The organism is Acetobacter zythi, assembly GCF_963921165.1.
Classification (GTDB): Bacteria; Pseudomonadota; Alphaproteobacteria; order Acetobacterales; family Acetobacteraceae; genus Acetobacter.
In genome coordinates this window covers 342,855-359,051 of sequence record NZ_CAWUEO010000001.1, presented here as the reverse complement: position 1 = coordinate 359,051, position 16,197 = coordinate 342,855, and the positions used below count along the sequence as shown (strand labels likewise).

The following is a 16,197-nucleotide window of genomic DNA, read 5'->3' as shown; positions in this document are numbered from 1 at the left end:
AATCAGCCATCCTCCAGATGAAGAAGTAGTGCAACAGCCAGGCATAGCCCGGCAAGGGTAGGTGCCCATGCAGCCAGAACGGGGGGAAGCGCTCCTGACTTTCCAAGCTGCTCAGCGACTTTGGATATGGTGAAAAGCAGAAAACCTGCCGTAACACCAGACCCAACCATTTTGGCAACGCCCCCCCGCCGTGATGGACGCATGGAAAAACCGGCCGAAACCAGCGCCATGGTGCCAGCCAGTATAGGCAATGCGAGCAGGGACTGAAAATGAATACGGTGGCGTATGGATGAAAAACCTGAATGTTCCAGCAGGCTTATAAAGCCCGGCAATGTCCAGACGGACAGTGTGTCGGGTGAAGCAAAACTTTCCTGCACCCGTTCAAGGGTGAGACTTGTGGGGAGGATGATCGTGCCAACGGACTGAAGAATGTTGTTCGGTTTTACAACCGAAGCCTCTGTAAGCTCCCATCCGGCACTTTGCAAAGACCCTTTGGGAGATTCGATTCGCATCACCAGCCGGTCTTCGTGGTCGAGCCGAAAGATGCTGATATCGCGAATATGCAACTGCCCCTGAGCCACCTGTACGTTTCCTGCATGCAGCATGGCAACGCCTTGGGGGTCGTACTGCGTATCCGCCTGCCGGAGCCAGAGGGAGCCGCCAGAAAGGCTGAGTGGCCCCCCATCGGAGCGCAGATACTGCTGGTCCAGATCCGCCGCCCGCCGGTACATGACCGACGAAAGGGGGGAGAGCACGCATGTGGCCAGCAAGCCAAGCGCAATGGCGCAGGTCAGGGGGGCCGCCAGAAACTGCCATGCGGAAATACCCGCAGCCCGCGCAACAATCAGTTCGGATGAGCGGGTTAGCCGCCAGAAGCACACAATGCCGCCAAGCAGAATACCAAAGGGCAGAATTTCAATGGCAAAATAGGGTATGTGCAGCCCGGCTATTTCCGTCACAATATTGGAGGGAACCTCGGGGCGGGAGGCAACCCGGCGGAACAGATCAATCAGGTCGAACAGGCAGATCACGCCCGTAAGTGCGGCGACCATAGCCAGAACGCACAGCATGAACTGCCGTGCAATATAGCGCGAGAGAGTGACAGCGGCGATCATACGCTCAGACGCCCCTCATGCCTGCGGGCGCCGGGAGGTTTTTATTTCTGGCATGAACAGCACATAAGCGCAGACCAGCCCCGGCAGGGTGGCAAGGAGCGGAATAAGCGGCAGAAGGCGGATGTTCCGCCCGGCCAGATTTTGCAAAAGCATGGTCATGGCCAGCAACCCCACAACGCACAGCACAGCCACCAGAGGCCGCGTTACCCCCCCATGGCGCGAGAACGTGCCCCGGAGCATGGCGAACATGCCGATCATGGCAAAGGAGAAGCAGGTGAGCGGGGATGTAACGCGCCGCCAGCCTTCCACCCGGAACTTGCCCCGATCACGCACGGATACGGCGTTGGGGGCGGGGGAGAGTAGTTCGGAGAGAGACATCTCAGCCGAATCACGCGTGTGCTGGTTTGATGGATGTACGGTTGAAAAATCCATGGTGTCCTGTTTGAAAACAAGCATGTTCAACCGGCCGGTCTTGCGGTCGATAACCTGACGTGACCCATCATAGAGCACAACACGCGGCACGTCATTGACAATGACCATATTGCCGTGGCTGGCCAGAATTGTGGCGTGGTTGTCTGGCTGGCGGTCATCCTCCACCAAAATGCCCCACAAAACCCCGTTTTTGTCGCGCGAGCGGATATAGACGGTCATGGTGTTTGATATTTTTGTAAAAACACCATCTTGCAGCATGAAGGCGGCCATCTTGTTTCTGATCTGAATTTCGTACTGGCGGAACGCGTGGTAGGTGGTCGGCACAATCCACACGTTGAGCACAAACACGACCAGTGCGGAAAACGTGGCGCAGATCAGCCCCGGCCGCGCCAGCGCAAAGGGGGAAAGCCCCGCCGCCTGCATGACCGTAAGCTCTCGGTCGTTGGACAGGCGCTGGTAAATGAACAGGCTGACAACAAAAGTTGTAATGGGCATGACCACCGCCACAAAGGACGGCAGCAGAAGGCTGGTCAGGCCAATAAACACCCGCAGGGACAACCCCCGGTCCACAACCAGCGAAACAAAGTGCAGCGACTGCATAAGCCAGATCAGTGCGGTCAGCCCCCCCGTTGTGGCCGCCAGCGCAACCAGCAACTGGCGCAGCACGTAACGGTCCAGCGTCAGAAGGTGGCGTTGGAGCCACAGGATAAGGGAGCGGACAGTCATGGTGTCGGTTATCTACCTCCGCAGTGCCAGAGGCAACAGTCCGGGCTGTAATCGGTCTATAAAATAGAGATCACAACGCCCGGCCCCGACTAGAACATCAGCATGACGCCGCCTGATGCGGTGTTGTCGCTCTCCTTGCCGCCACCATGAGCGGAGGATGAGGTATGGGAGTATTCCCCAATGACGGTCAGCCAGTCGGTCATCTGGTAGTACGCAGCCCCGACCTCGGACTGGTTGCGGCGGACCAGCCCTGCGGACCCGGCAACACTTTCCAGAGCGGTGTTTTCGCCACCTGCCAGATACAGGTTGCTCACGCCATAACTGCCAACCAGACGGAATTTTTTGGTAATATGGTAAGCGCCCTGCACGTAGTACCCTTCGGAACTCCGCTTGCGGCCATTGGCGTCCACACCATCAAAGAACAGGCCCGTCGTGCCCAGCCCGCTGCCGCGGTAATAGTAGGCAACGCCTTCAAACGGACCATAGGTAACCTTGGAGCCAATGTCCCCGGCTTCCACCATGGTGCTGCGGTGCTGATCGGCGCTGAGCAAAGGGGTGGTGCCGTTGGTTTGCAGGCTGCTCAACCCCTGCATGTGCTGGATCAGGAAGCTGGCCCAGATGTGGAACTGCACATCGGAGACGGCAAAGTCATACACCGCGCGGCCCTGCACCATGGGGGAGGAGTGTTGTGTAGACCCGGCAGAATACTGGCTGGCCGCAGTGGCTGAGGTCGGGTTGGTGGCATCGGCGTAGCCGAATTCATCCAACGGTTGGAAAATACCCACCGACCCCTGAAAACCCCCAAGCTTGGGGGAGGTGTAGGAGATCTGGGGTATCCAGTCCGCATACACATAACCCACACCAATACGGCCCAGAGACGTATTGCCCGGCGATGCATTGCTCCCCGTGGAGCCAACACTCAGCAGGGTTGCATCGTTCATAATGGCATCGCTGGCGAACAGGGCCAGATCACGACCGATCTTGAAGGTGCCGATGTCCTTGTTCCCAAAGGTCATGTAAACCTGACGAAGATCGATGCCAGCCGTACCAAGGCCCACGGGGCTACCGCCGGAGTTGGCGTTAAAGGCGGCAGGCTTGGCGTTGTCCAGCCCCGGATACATGCCCAGAACGGCGGAAATATCCATTCCCTGCTGCACCGTGTTCATCTTGAGAATGAACCCTGCGGGGAGCAGCCCGTTCCTGACAGCCGATGAGTCAAAGCCCGATGAGCCGGAAGACACGCCACCCGCAATGGGGCGACCGCCAGCGGGGCTGTTATAGGAATAAAAACCGTTCACAAAGCCAGACAGGTTAATGTCTATGGGGCCAGCCTTAAATGTCAGGCCCTTGCCGGGAACGTATTTGGCAACCCGGACAAAATTGCCACCATCCAGCGCTTTGGCGGCTTCCTGCGCGGAGCGTGCACTGGCTTCGGCACGGGTGGCGGCGTCTTCCGCCCGCAAGGACGCATCGTTTTCGCCTGCGCCGGGATCAAAGCGGATGCCCGGTTCGTAACCTGATTGCGCACCACGGGCCGCATGGGCCATGGCCGTGTGGGCACTGCCCGAGGCAACATGGGTGGCGTGTGCGGCATGGGGTTCGGCCGCAAGGGCGGCATGGTGCACATGCTTGGCCAGAAGTGTGTCATATTCATGTCTGGTCAGGCTGCCTTTGGCGCGCAGCACATCCAGCAGGTCTGCGTAGTCATCCGCGTAAGCGGGCGTGGAGAGCATATGCGGCATCCCGGCAACTGATGCAGCCATGACTGTAGCCAACAGTGCCTTTTTTCCCGATGCCATGAACTGTGTACTCCCTTGAATTCTCTGTTCTCTGTGGGAGCCAAGCCTTGCTGTCGTCAATATGTGGATAACGGGCGGCAAAGCTGCGTGCGCGCTGGGGTATCCATTCGTTTTTCAGCTATCTGCTTTGCGTATTGTGGGGCTGTGGTGGTTTTTGTGCGGGGCATGGTTGTTATGCGTTGCGTTCTATCAGTTAAAATAGTGTAATATTTTCAAAGATTTATATAATTTTTAGCATATGTGGACCCTGAGAAATTCTGTTTGGAGATGAGCCAGCCCCGTAAAGCGCAGAGAGAAAGATCGCACGGAAAAATTGAAAAACGGGTGAGTAAAGGTTGTTTTGTTGTGTGGCTCATCACGCAATCTTTATCGTTATAACAATGGCTTCGGGCCACTCCGGTCGGCTCGGCTCCGCAATGGGCGTGATGCATGTGGTGCGTTGGTCTGCACGAAAACCTGTTTGGGAGAAGCCAGAAAGACACGTAGTGTGGGGTAGCTCCCCGTTACGGAACAGGGGGTGCCGTTCTGATCTGGCAGCAGGGTCAGGCGTATTCTGCCAGGGAAGAAACAAAGCGTGTTGGTGGACAATAAAAAGAACAATACCGCCGGGGCAAAGCCCGTATCCGATCCTGTGACCGTGCCCGATGAGGCGCTGCCAGCGTATGCAGGCAGGCCGGTCCGCTTTTTACTGCGCTACATGCGTGCCCGCCCGCTGGGCCATGCGCTGGTGTTTGGGGCCGTGGGTGGGGCCATAAGCTGCATTGTCCTGTCCTCCTACGGCATACGCCATTTGGTGGACCTCATGACCAGCCATTCCGGCGGGGCCGTGGTGTCGGCTGTATGGGCCGCCGTGGGGGTGTTGATCGGGCTGATCGTGGCGGACAACATATGCTGGCGCATTGCAGGCTGGTTTGCCGCACGCACGTTTGTGGCGGTCACGGGGGATATAAGGCAGGACCTGTTCCGGTTCCTGACCGGGCATTCCCCGGCCTATTTTGCCGACCGTATGCCCGCATCCCTTGCCGCGCGCATAGCAACGGCAGGGAATGTCAGCTTCACTATTGAGAACATGCTGGCATGGAACGTTATTCCTCCCAGCCTGAACGTGCTGCTTTCCGTAGTGCTCATGCTCTCGGTCAGTTGGACCATGGGGGGGACGACCGTTCTGCTGGCCGGTGGGTTGTGCCTGATCATGTTCCGTCTGGCGCTCAAGGGCCGTCGGCTGCATGGGCATTACGCGGTGGCGGCCGCCGGGCTGGAGGGCGAGACACTGGACGTTATGGGCAACATTGCCCTTGTGCGGGCCTTTGGCATGCGCAACCGCGAGCGCCAGCGCTTTAACGCCCTGACAGAACGGGAAATGGGCGAGCGGCTCAAATCCCTGCGTTACATGGAACAGCTCCGCATGATCCACGCAGGCATGACCGCCGTGCTGACCACGGGGCTGCTGGTCTGGGCCGTGCTGCTGTGGCAGTGGCAGCAGGCCAGTGTGGGGCAGGTGGTTATGGTGATCACCTTGGGCTTTGCCATTCTGCACGGCACGCGCGACCTTGCTCTGGCGCTGGTGGAAACCATTCAGCACAATGCGCGCCTGTCCGAAGTACTATCCTCCTTGCTGGTCCCGCATGACATGCCCGACCCGCAGGTGGCAGCCGACCTGCCCAGCCCGGTGCGGGGGGATATACGCTTTGGGGATGTGACCTTTGCCTACCCCGGAGGGGAGCCAGTTCTGGCGCACTTTAATCTGCATATTGCAGCAGGCAGCCGTGTGGGGCTGGTGGGGCGTTCTGGCTCGGGCAAAAGCACGGTGCTGGCCCTGTTGCAGCGCATGCGGTTTGTGCAGTCCGGCTCCATTCTCATAGATGGGCAGGATATTCGCGACCTGACGGATGACGCCTTGCGGGCATGCCTGTCCGTTGTGCCGCAGGATGTCTCGCTCCTGCACCGCAGCGTGATGGAGAATATCCGCTATGGTCGCCCCGATGCGAGTGACGAGGCCGTGCGGGCCGCCGCTGCCGCTGCCGGATGCGCCACATTTATTGATGCCCTGTCCGAAGGGTTTGAAACAATAGTGGGCGACCGGGGTGTTAAGCTCTCAGGCGGTCAGCGCCAGCGTATTGCCATTGCACGGGCATTTTTGCGCAATGCCCCCATTCTGGTGCTTGATGAAGCAACCAGCGCGCTGGATACGGAAAGCGAGGAGCATGTGCAGCGCGCGCTTGACCGGCTTATGGTCGGGCGCACGGTTATTGCCGTAGCACACCGCTTGTCCACGTTACGAAATTTTGACAGAATCGTTGTTATGCAGGATGGCAGAATTGCTGAGGATGGCTCTCCTGCGCTACTTGAGCAGCAGAATGGTCTCTACAGCCAGTTTCTGAACAGGCAAATGGCACATGCGCAATGACATTTAACACCACCACCATACCAGCGCAGGGTGAGAGCAGGCCCGAAGGACGGGGCGCTCTGGCAGCGTATGCCTACCAGCAGATCCGTGACCAGTTGATCTATTGCCGTTATCAGGGAGGCGAGCGTCTGGTCCTGCGGCCATTGGCTGTATCCCTTGGATTAAGCCCGACCCCTGTGCGCGAAGCGCTCCTGCGCCTTGTTTCCGAACAGGCTCTGGTGCTGGATGAGCGGAATACGGCTTGCGTGCCCCTGACCTCGCGCCCTGTTTTTCTGGATATTCATGGTGTGCGCGAGGTGCTGGAAGAACGCGTAACCCGTGATCTGGCAGCCCATATTACCCCCGAACAGATTGTTATTCTCGAAAACAAACACAAAGCTTTTGTTGCTGCGTATGAGGCGGGTGAGCCGCATGCAACGGCCATTACCAATGTGTATTTTCACAGCACCGGGGCCAGCTTTTCCAGACTGTCAGTAACTGTGGGGTTAATCCGGGGGTTATGGACCCGCATGGGGCCAATTTATGCCGCAGCCAATGGCCTGCCCACCATAAGCCCCGCTAACCCTGACCACCCGCACCTGCAACTGCTCGAAGCCTTCCGGGCGGGGGATGCGGATGCGGCTGTCAGAGCGTTAAAGCGGGACTTTATGCAGGCCAAGGAATGGTTGGAGCCTTTGCTACCCGGCTAGAACTGGCGGGGGCATACCCCATAAAAAAGCGCCCTCTCTGGTCCATGTTGGCATGGGCAGAGCAGGGCGCTTTTTCATGGGCGAACGTTAAGTGCAACCAGACCGCAGTGCATACAAGGCGGCCTGGTGTGCGGTCAGCTTTTTTTGGCGTTTTCGGGCCTGTCGGTCAGACCGGGGACCTCAACATCAATTTCCAGCACCGAACATTGCGCACCACGGTCCATTTTGATCTGGACCTTGTCCTGATCAACCGCCACATGCCGCTTGATCACTTCCATAATCTCGCGGTGCAGCTTGGCCAGCAGGTCGTCCTTGCCATCACCAACAGCAATGCGTTCGTGTGCCAGCAGGATCTGTAACCGATCGCGAGCAACCGGTGCCGATGAACGGCGCTTGAAGATGCTGGAGAGAAATGTCATGCGACTCTCCGTCTAAACAGCCAGTCAAACAGGCCTTTGCGTTCTGTGGGAATGGTGACTTCCACCTTCTCTCCCATCAGGCGGCGTGCGGCTTCGGTATAAGCGCGGGCTGGCGCGCTTTCCGGTTCTGCAATGGTTACGGGCGCACCTACGTTGGATGCTTTGAGCACGTCCGGGCTTTCGGGAATAATGCCCAGCAGCGGAATGGACAGAATTTCCAGCACATCATCCGTGCCCAGCATGTCGCCCCGTGCGGCGCGCTGCGGGTCGTAGCGGGTGATCAGGAGGAACTTCTCCATTTTTTCACCAGCTTTGGCTTTTTCCGTTGTGCTGTCCAGCATGCCAATAATGCGGTCGCTGTCTCGCACGGAGGAGACTTCCGGGTTGGTCACGATCACGGCCATATCGGCATGGTGCATGGCCATTTGCGCGCCACGCTCAATGCCTGCGGGGCTGTCACAGATGACCCAGTCAAACTTTTTGCTCAGATCGGCAATGACCTTGGCCACGCCTTCGGGTGTCAGCGCGTCCTTGTCCCGTGTCTGGGAGGCGGGAAGGAGGGAGAGCGTGTCGACCCGCTTGTCCTTGATCAGGGCCTGGGCAAGGTTTGCATCGCCCTGAATGACATTGATCAGGTCGAATACAACGCGGCGTTCTGCCCCCATAACCAGATCGAGGTTACGTAGACCAACGTCAAAATCAACCAGAACCACGCTCTGGCCCGCCTTGGCGAGTGCTGCCCCAAGAGCTGCGGTGGTGGTGGTCTTGCCGACACCCCCCTTGCCTGACGTGACGACCAGAACCTTTGCCATCAGTCTTCCTCTTCCTTTGTAAGACGGTAAAGCCGCATGCTTTATGCCACGGCGCATTCTGGGTGAGACATTACAATCTGTGCGCGAAAATGAAACTTATAATCTGACATTAACACGGTTTTTATGGCATGTTTTATTCAAACCCGCATCAGGGTAGGGGTTTGAATACCAGAGTTTCCCTCGCCAGCAGAACCTGCGCGGGTTTGGACGTGCATTTTGCATCCATTTCTTCTGCTGTTGCGTAGAATCCATCAATGGCCACAAGCTCGGCGGCAAGGTTGCGTGTAAAAATTCGTGCTTCCGCATTGCCGCCAATTCCGGCAATGGCGCGGCCACGCAAAGCCCCGTAAATATGGACGGACCCACCCGCCGTTACTTCCGCCCCGGAGGACACGGCCCCCAGAACAACCACATCGCCATCGGGCCAGATAATGTGTTGGCCCGAGCGCACACTTTCTTCCACCACAAGGGTGGGGGGGAGTGTTGGGTTCTTGTCCCCTTCGGGTATGCTCACAGGGCCAGAGGCACGGCCGCCCATCGGGGTTTCGGGCCATGCCCATTCAGCCACGGCGGGCCATGACCTGTCCCCCCCTTCTATGCCCAGCACACGTATGCCCCGTTCCTGCAGGGCAGGGAGCAGGTGGGGCAGGTCGGGCGTGTTGGCCTGCATAAGGCTGAGGTCAAGAATGACCGGCTTGCCAGCAAAAAAACCCACCGCACGCTGGATCTGGTGGTCCAGTGCGGCCAGCCAGTCAACCAGTGGCGTTTCCGGCGTGAGGGTCAGGGCCAGAAAAGACCGCCCAGACATGCGGATGCGGGGGGGAGTGGAATGTGTGCCGGACAACGAACAGATGCTCTCTCAAAAACAGGAACGCCATTTAGCGTGTAGAATAACAGGGTCGTATTGCAACAGAGAAGTTTGTGTTGCGCGTCAGTTTTTGCTGCGTAAAGGGGATATGTGGAAATTGATGGGCCTTGCCGGGTTTTCCCTCTGGCGTGGCTGCATGCAATGGCATAAAGCACTAGGGTATGCGTACCCTGTTCCATTTCCCCCTTTCGCCCGCCAGCCGCACGGTGCGCCTTGTGCTGGGCGAAAAACGCCTGCCGTTTGAAGCGCTTGTTGAACGTGCATGGGAAAAACGCCCCGAATTTCTGGCCTTGAACCCCGCAGGTGATGTGCCTGTGCTGGTGGAAGATAACGGATTGATCGTGCCCGATGTGTACGTGATCTGCGAATATCTGGAAGAAGCCTATGCCGATATTCCCCTGCTGGGCCGCACGCTGGCCGAGCGGGTGGAGGTGCGCCGCGTTGTTGCATGGTTTGAAACCGTGTTTGCCCGCGAGGTCTCTGGCCGGTTTATTGATGAACGGGTCATGAAGCGCCTGAGTGGGCGGGGCAACCCCGATGGTGGCGCACTGCGCGAGGCCTATGCCTCCATGCGTCCGCTCATGAAATACGTGAACGATCTGGCCGAAAACAGGAGTTGGCTGGGTGGGCACTTCTTGTCCCTTGCCGATTTTACGGCCGCGGCCCACCTGTCCTGCCTCGACTTTATTGGCGACATAGACTGGGCCAAGGTGCCCGCCGTGCGTGACTGGTACGCCAAAATGAAGTCCCGCCCGTGCTTTCGTCCGCTGCTGAACGACCGGGTTTCCGGCATTACGCCGCCCGATTACTATACCAATCTGGATTTCTGATATTTTGACACACAATAACGCAGCCCCGATGTTTGATGTTCTTGTTATCGGTGGCGGAGCGGCGGGGTTAATGGCAGCCCTGACGGCAGGCCAGCATGGTCGCAGTGTGGCGGTGCTGGAGCATGGGCCAGAAGTCGGGCGCAAAATCCTGATCTCGGGTGGCGGGCGGTGCAATTTTACCAACCAGACCATGCGGGCGGACCGGTTTTTGTCCGCCAACCCGCATTTTGTCAAATCCGCCATCAGCCGCTACCAGCCCAGCCATTTTCTGGACCTGCTGGCAAAGCACCGCATTGCGTGGCACGAAAAAAAACTGGGCCAGCTCTTTTGCGACAACTCCGCCCACGACATCGTGCACATGCTGCTGAACGAATGTGCGGCGGCCCATGTGCGTATTCTGACCGATGTGCGCGTGTATGACGTGAGTAAATCCGATGTCTTCCGGGTCCAGACCTCTCGGGGGGATATGACCGCCCGCGCCGTGGTGCTGGCAACGGGCGGGCTGTCCATTCCCAAACTGGGGGCCAGCCGCTTTACGTACGAGATGGCGCGGCAGTTTGGCCTGAGCGTTATCCAGCCTGAACCCGCCCTTGTCCCGCTGACTTTTGGTGGCGAGAGTGATGAATGGGTGCGCGCGCTGGCTGGGCTTTCCCTGCCTGTGCGGGTCACTTGTGGCAAAACCGCGTTTGAGGAAGCCCTGCTGTTTACGCACCGGGGTCTGTCTGGCCCGGCCCTGTTGCAGATTTCGTCCTACTGGTCAGCCGGGCAGGCGCTATCTGTGGATTTTCTGCCCGGTCAGGATATTGCCGGGTTGTTGATGAAGCTGAAAAAGGAAGGCTCCAAGGCAAAAGGTGCCGGAGCACTGGCCCGCTGGTTACCGCAGCGTCTGGCGCATGCGCTGGTGGAACTGGGAGCGCCCGAGCGTACACTGGCCGAATGGGCGGACCGTGACATCCGGCTTATGGCCGATCGGGTCCACCGTATGGCGTTAAAGCCGCAGGGGACGGAGGGCTTTGCCAAGGCCGAGGTCACGCGTGGCGGGGTGGACACCAAGGCCCTGTCCTCGCGCACCATGGAGGCGCAGTCCGTGCCGGGGCTGTACGTGGTGGGCGAGGCGGTGGACGTAACCGGCTGGCTGGGTGGCTATAACTTCCACTGGGCATGGGCCAGTGGCCATGCCGCAGGTGAGGTTGCGGGCGGGTAAGGGCTGTTCTGTCCCTTGCCGCTCAGCCGTATTCACAAGCCTGTCCGGCCTTTGGTGGCCGCCCGGCTTACTGGTTCTTGAGTTCAGCCGCCAGTTCCAGCGCACGTGCATAGACCGTGCGTTTGGGCAGCCCCGCAGCCGCAGCGGCCAGTGCTGCCGCATCCTTGACCGAGTGCGTGTCCAGCAGGGTGCGCAGTGTGGTGTCCAGATCATCGGCGGAAGTTTCAATCTCCGGGGCGGGGCCGAGCAGGACTGTAATTTCGCCCCGTGGTGGGGTCTGGGCGTAAAATGTGGCCAGTTCCCCCACTGTGCCGCGTTTGACCTCCTCAAAGCGTTTGGTCAGTTCCCGCGCAACGGCTGCGGGGCGGTCGGGGCCAAACACACCAGCCATGTCCGCCAGCATTTCCGCCAGACGGTGGGGGGCTTCGTGCCAGATCAGGGTGGCACTCAGCCCTGCGCGTTCGGCGGCATGCAGTTTGGCAAATGCGGCAGAACGCGCGGCGGAGCGTGGGGGTGCGAACCCAACAAACATATACGGGTGCGGCGGCAGGCCAGACAGAACAAGGGCCGTAAGGGCGGCATTGGGGCCGGGGATAACGGTTACGGGAATATCCGCGTCAATGGCGGCACGGGTCAGCCTGAATCCGGGGTCGGAGAGCAGGGGCATGCCAGCATCGGACACAAGGGCAATATGCGCCCCTTCGCTCAGGCGGCGGATCAGGTTGGGTACGCGCTGGCGTTCATTGTGTTCATGCAGGGCTTCTGTGCGGACAGAAATGTTACGGTCGGACAAAAGGCGGGCGGTCATGCGGGTGTCTTCGCACAAAACCAGATCAGCCTGTGCCAGTGCTTCGGCCCCTCTGGGGCTAAAATCTCCCAGATTGCCAATGGGGGTTGCAACCAGCACCAGACCACCTGAAAAACGCGCATGACTTGGCGCATCTGCTTCGGTATGCAAAGGTTCGATCCCATTGGAAGACGGTGCCTCGGACGGGGTGTTGGTAGAGGATGATCTGGATGATGACGCGTGCATACTCGCTCCTGTCAGGGCTTTCCCGTCAAGGTCTGGCGGCAAACCGGGCATTGTGCAAGACCGGAGTGGCCGCCCTTGGTGTAACGGGGCTGATCCTTGCCGGATGCGCCGACCAGTCCACGCCGTTGGGGGCGGGGTCGGCTACGGCGCCCGCCATGCAGGCCACCAGCCACAAGGTTGGCGTGCTGCTGCCTTTGAGTGGCGCTAACGCAGCCCTTGGGCACGAACTGCTTGCAGGTGCGCAACTGGCGCTCAGCGGGGAGGGACTGCCCCCGGACATGCAGATGGATGTGCATGACACAGCAGCAATAGGGGGTGCGGCCTCCGCCACATCGGCTGCATTGCAGGCGGGGGATGGTATTCTGCTTGGCCCGCTGACCAGTGGTGATACCGCCGTAGCCGCCCCACCGGCACAGGCTGCGGGGATTCCCGTTCTGGCGTTTACCAGCGACATTACGCAGGGGCGGCCGGGCGTGTGGGTTATGGGCATAACCCCAGAGGAGCAGGTGCAGCAGCTTGTGGCGCAGGCCAAGCGGGACGGACGGCAGCATTTTGCCGCCCTGCTGCCAGACAATGCTCTGGGCCACGCAATGGGGAATGGTCTGGTCAGCGCCTGCCGGGATCAGGGGCTTGCGGCCCCCACCATCGCCTACCACAATGGCACGGCGGACAGCATTAACCAGACATTGCGCCAACTCTCCGCTTACGATGCACGGGTGGCCGCCGTAAAGCAGGCCATGCCCGCAACCCCCGTACCGGGTGCGACCACAACCAGTGGCAACCCCAGCGAAGTACCCGCACTGACCGAGCTGCCCAAGCAGGCACAGTTGCCCGCAAGCCTTGCCGCAGCCCTTGGGCAGGACCCCAGCCAGCTACCACCAGCACAGCAGCCAGATGGCACAACCGCCCCCACGGCCCCCATAGGCCCCCAGATTACGCTGGGTAGCCCGCCGTTTGATGCGCTGGTGCTGGCCGATATTGGGCTGGGGCTGAAAAACGTGCTGGATGCACTGGCCGTAACGCAGGTCAACATGCCCGATGTGCGCATTATGGGGCCGGGGCTATGGGCATCTTTTGCCTCCAAGCTGGGGGCAATCAAGGGGGCGTGGTACGCAGCGCCCGACCCCACCTCCCGTCAGGCTTTTGTGACCCGCTTTATGGCGCGTAACCACCATATGCCCAAACCGCTGGCCGATATGTCCTACGATGCGGCAATGGCTGCCCTAACGGTTGCCCGCAGTGGTGTGCCCGGCTACCCGGCTGCGTCCCTGACCCGTGTGGGTGGCTTTGCCGGGGTGGATGGTACCTTTACCCTGCTGCCAGATGGGCGCGTACGCCGCGCGCTGGGCGTGTTCGAGGTCATTGGCAATGGCTCCGATGCCCGTATGATCTCCACCCCGGTGCAAACGCGTGTGGGTGTGTCGGGCTAAAAGTAACGGACCAGAACGCACAACAAAAAAAGGGCGGCCCTGCATACGTGCGGGCCGCCCTTTTTTTGTTGTCATGTCTCAGGCTTGCCCAGCGGCCATGTCCGTGAGCGCTTGTGCAACCCGTGCCACAACATCCTGCCAGTGCCGTGGTGTGGTCTGGCGGATAATGCGCAGGGTTGGGTACCACGGCGTGTCCTCCCGTCCATGCAGCCAGCGCCAGCAATTATCGTAACGGTCCATCAACAGCACGGGCTTGCCCAGAGCGCCCGCCAGATGCGCGACCGATGTATCGACCGTAACCACCACATCCAGACCCATAATCAGTGCTGCCGTATCATCCAGCGTGTGCAGGTTATCTGTTGGGTCGTACAGCGCCATGCCTTCTGGTGGGTCCATCACCTGCTCGGCGTAGGGGCCTTTTTGCAGGCTGATCAGGTTCACCCCCCGTACTGCGCCCAAAGGGGCTAATGTGTGCAGGGTCATGGAGCGCCTACGGTCGATCATATGGGCAAAATGAGAGGTCGGCCGTGGCGCGCCCCCCCAGACCAGCCCCACATTCAGTTTGCCGTTCCGCGGTAACAAGGGGGCCATGGCTGCAACTTTGTGGCTGTTGGCCCGCATATATGGCACCGCAGCCCCCCATGGCTGTGGTGTGGCGGCAAAAACCCGTGGCAGGCTGATAAAGGGGCAATGCCAGTCATACACTGGGGTGGCGCCACCGACCTGTACGCTGTGTACTCCGGGCAGGGTGCGGCATAAATCCGCCAGTGCTTCTGGCACCCACAAGTGGATGATGGCGCCGCGCTCGGCAAGAGGCCGAACGTAGCGTGCGAACATGAGTGTGTCGCCCAGACCTTCCTCATGTGTAATCAGCACCCGCTGGCCGGTCAGGTTGGTTTTGGGGCCAAGGGTGGGCAGTAGCCGCTCCATGGGCAGGCTGGTATGGCCGGGCAGGCGGAAGCGCCATTCATGCTCGGTCCAGCCCTGTGCGTAATACCCGGCCTTGAGCAGGGCCACGGAGTAATTGACCCTGATCCGCGCATCCTGCGGGCGTAGGGCCAGAGCCTGCCTGAAATACACAAAGGACTGCTCCATTTGCCCCTGTGCCGCCAGTACGGAGCCAATATTGGCCAGTGTGGCCACATCATCGGGGGCGTGGGGCAGGCAGTCTGTCAGGCATTGCAAGGCGGTGTCGAGCGATCCGCGTTCGGTATGGGCCATGGAGAGCAGGTTATGGGCAAGCATGTCCTGCGGTTGCCGGGCGGTTGCCTCTGCCAGAGTGCTTATGGCGGCATCAAACTGCGCGCTCTGGACCAGCAGGTCACCCAGAGCGGTGTTGATCCGGTTGTCCGTTGGGGCCAGTTGGCTTGCTGCACGGCACACGGCAATGGCCGCTGCGCGCTGGTCCAGTGTGACCATGAGTTCGCTCAGGTCCTGCAAGGGGTGCTGGCTGTTCGGGTTGCGTAAACCTATGGTGGCCAGAATACGGGCCGCTTCGGGTATATTGCCTTCACCACACAGGCAGAAGGCGTGCAGGATGAACGCCTGCTCGTTCTGCTGCGCCACCAGGGGGGCCAGCAGGGCGCGTGGCTGGCTGAACTGGCCTGCCTGAATGGCCTGCATGGCGTGGCGCAGGGTTGTCAGGCTGGCTTTGGTCGTGGCGGAAGGGGGCTGCATGGTTATAATCCGCAAGGTTTACGGGTGGGCTGCAAAAATGCTCCCCGCACGGCAGGGTATAAAAAACCCGGCAGGGCGGGGTGCCTTGCCGGGTTGGGGGTAAACTGGACCAGAAAAAAACGCGTCTGAGGCAAAAAACTCAGGCGGCTTTCATGACCGCGGTCAGTTCTTCCAGAACCGCGTTGGGTTCTTTCTTTTCCAGCACGGCAACTTCAGCCACAAAACGCTCCTGTGCGGCTTCAAACAGTTTACGTTCGCTAAAGCTGCCGTCCAGACTGTCTACGTTGCGGCGCAGGTCACGCAGGACTTCGGCAATCTGCACCAGATCACCGGAGTTGATTTTTTCCTGATACGCAACAGCGCGGCGTGCCCACATGCCTTTGCTAACATGGGGTTTGCCCTTGATGATGGACATGGCCTTGTCCACAATCTCGCGCGAGACAATTTTGCGCAGGCCGGACTTGCGGGCCTTGGATAGCGGGATGCGCAAGGTCATCTGGTTGCCGGGGAAGGAAATCTGGATGACTTCCAGCTTGGTTCCGGCAATTTCGTCAATCCCGATCCGGTCTACACGCCCAACGCCGTGAGCGGCATAGACAATAGCATCCCCTTCCTGAAAAGGATCTTCGTCTTTCACCTTGGTTTTGGCCTGGGCTGCAGTCGTGGCGGCAGCGGTGCGTGCCATTGCATCTGTCACGCCGCCTTTTGGAGGTGTTCTAAACGTGTTCATGGTCGGGACCTGTAGCATAAAATGCG

General features: G+C 59.7%; 14 protein-coding genes. 5 read left to right on the top strand and 9 right to left on the bottom strand.

The annotated features are described in order from the left end of the window. Positions 1–2: 2 nt before the first annotated feature. From lptG to AABE20_RS01780, 3 genes are all read right to left on the bottom strand, one after another. Complete coding sequence (gene lptG, locus AABE20_RS01790; protein ID WP_338331554.1) at positions 3–1,115, bottom strand: LPS export ABC transporter permease LptG; 1,113 nt, start codon at positions 1,113–1,115, stop codon at positions 3–5. Positions 1,116–1,130: 15 nt separating this feature from the next. Further along, entirely contained in the window at positions 1,131–2,273 is a 1,143-nt protein-coding gene (lptF, locus tag AABE20_RS01785) for an LPS export ABC transporter permease LptF (protein ID WP_338331553.1), read from the bottom strand. Positions 2,274–2,362: 89 nt separating this feature from the next. Next, entirely contained in the window at positions 2,363–4,072 is a 1,710-nt protein-coding gene (locus tag AABE20_RS01780) for a porin (RefSeq protein WP_338331552.1), read from the bottom strand. 574 nt (positions 4,073–4,646) lie between these two features. Here AABE20_RS01780 and AABE20_RS01775 point away from each other — a divergent pair. After that, complete coding sequence (locus AABE20_RS01775; RefSeq protein WP_338331551.1) at positions 4,647–6,479, top strand: ABC transporter ATP-binding protein; 1,833 nt, start codon at positions 4,647–4,649, stop codon at positions 6,477–6,479. Beyond that, a complete protein-coding gene (locus AABE20_RS01770; protein ID WP_338331550.1) occupies positions 6,476–7,168 on the top strand; it encodes a GntR family transcriptional regulator in 693 nt (230 codons plus the stop codon). The genes AABE20_RS01775 and AABE20_RS01770 overlap by 4 nt, the downstream gene beginning before the upstream one ends. Positions 7,169–7,302: 134 nt before the next feature. Here AABE20_RS01770 and minE read toward each other — a convergent pair whose 3' ends face one another. The 3 genes from minE to minC all read right to left on the bottom strand — a co-directional run bounded on the left by minE (position 7,303) and on the right by minC (position 9,243). Further along, complete coding sequence (gene minE, locus AABE20_RS01765; protein ID WP_165990574.1) at positions 7,303–7,587, bottom strand: cell division topological specificity factor MinE; 285 nt, start codon at positions 7,585–7,587, stop codon at positions 7,303–7,305. Then, positions 7,584–8,399, bottom strand: a complete 816-nt coding sequence (gene minD, locus AABE20_RS01760; RefSeq protein ID WP_165990573.1) for a septum site-determining protein MinD — start codon at positions 8,397–8,399, stop codon at positions 7,584–7,586. The genes minE and minD overlap by 4 nt, the downstream gene beginning before the upstream one ends. 148 nt (positions 8,400–8,547) lie before the next feature. Then, a complete protein-coding gene (gene minC / locus AABE20_RS01755; RefSeq protein ID WP_338331549.1) occupies positions 8,548–9,243 on the bottom strand; it encodes a septum site-determining protein MinC in 696 nt (231 codons plus the stop codon). Positions 9,244–9,428: 185 nt separating this feature from the next. Here minC and AABE20_RS01750 point away from each other — a divergent pair, with 185 nt between their 5' ends. Further along, positions 9,429–10,097 carry a glutathione S-transferase family protein gene (locus tag AABE20_RS01750; protein ID WP_338331548.1) on the top strand — a complete coding sequence of 223 codons (669 nt, stop codon included), beginning with the start codon at positions 9,429–9,431 and terminating at the stop codon, positions 10,095–10,097. 28 nt (positions 10,098–10,125) lie between these two features. Beyond that, entirely contained in the window at positions 10,126–11,301 is a 1,176-nt protein-coding gene (locus tag AABE20_RS01745; protein ID WP_338331854.1) for a BaiN/RdsA family NAD(P)/FAD-dependent oxidoreductase, read from the top strand. A 67-nt stretch (positions 11,302–11,368) separates the two neighbouring features. Here AABE20_RS01745 and rsmI read toward each other — a convergent pair whose 3' ends face one another. After that, on the bottom strand, positions 11,369–12,334 hold the full coding sequence (rsmI, locus tag AABE20_RS01740; protein ID WP_338331547.1) for a 16S rRNA (cytidine(1402)-2'-O)-methyltransferase: 966 nt from the start codon (positions 12,332–12,334) through the stop codon (positions 11,369–11,371). Here rsmI and AABE20_RS01735 point away from each other — a divergent pair. Continuing rightward, positions 12,322–13,764 carry a penicillin-binding protein activator gene (locus tag AABE20_RS01735; RefSeq protein ID WP_338331853.1) on the top strand — a complete coding sequence of 481 codons (1,443 nt, stop codon included), beginning with the start codon at positions 12,322–12,324 and terminating at the stop codon, positions 13,762–13,764. The genes rsmI and AABE20_RS01735 overlap by 13 nt on opposite strands. 78 nt (positions 13,765–13,842) lie before the next feature. Here AABE20_RS01735 and AABE20_RS01730 read toward each other — a convergent pair whose 3' ends face one another. Together AABE20_RS01730 and AABE20_RS01725 are read right to left on the bottom strand one after the other, a co-directional pair. After that, positions 13,843–15,441, bottom strand: coding sequence for a tetratricopeptide repeat protein (locus AABE20_RS01730; RefSeq protein ID WP_338331546.1), 1,599 nt, complete (start codon positions 15,439–15,441; stop codon positions 13,843–13,845). 139 nt (positions 15,442–15,580) lie between these two features. Then, positions 15,581–16,171: a CarD family transcriptional regulator gene (locus AABE20_RS01725; protein WP_025827163.1), complete on the bottom strand. Its 591-nt coding sequence runs from the start codon at positions 16,169–16,171 to the stop codon at positions 15,581–15,583. Positions 16,172–16,197 lie beyond the last annotated feature (26 nt).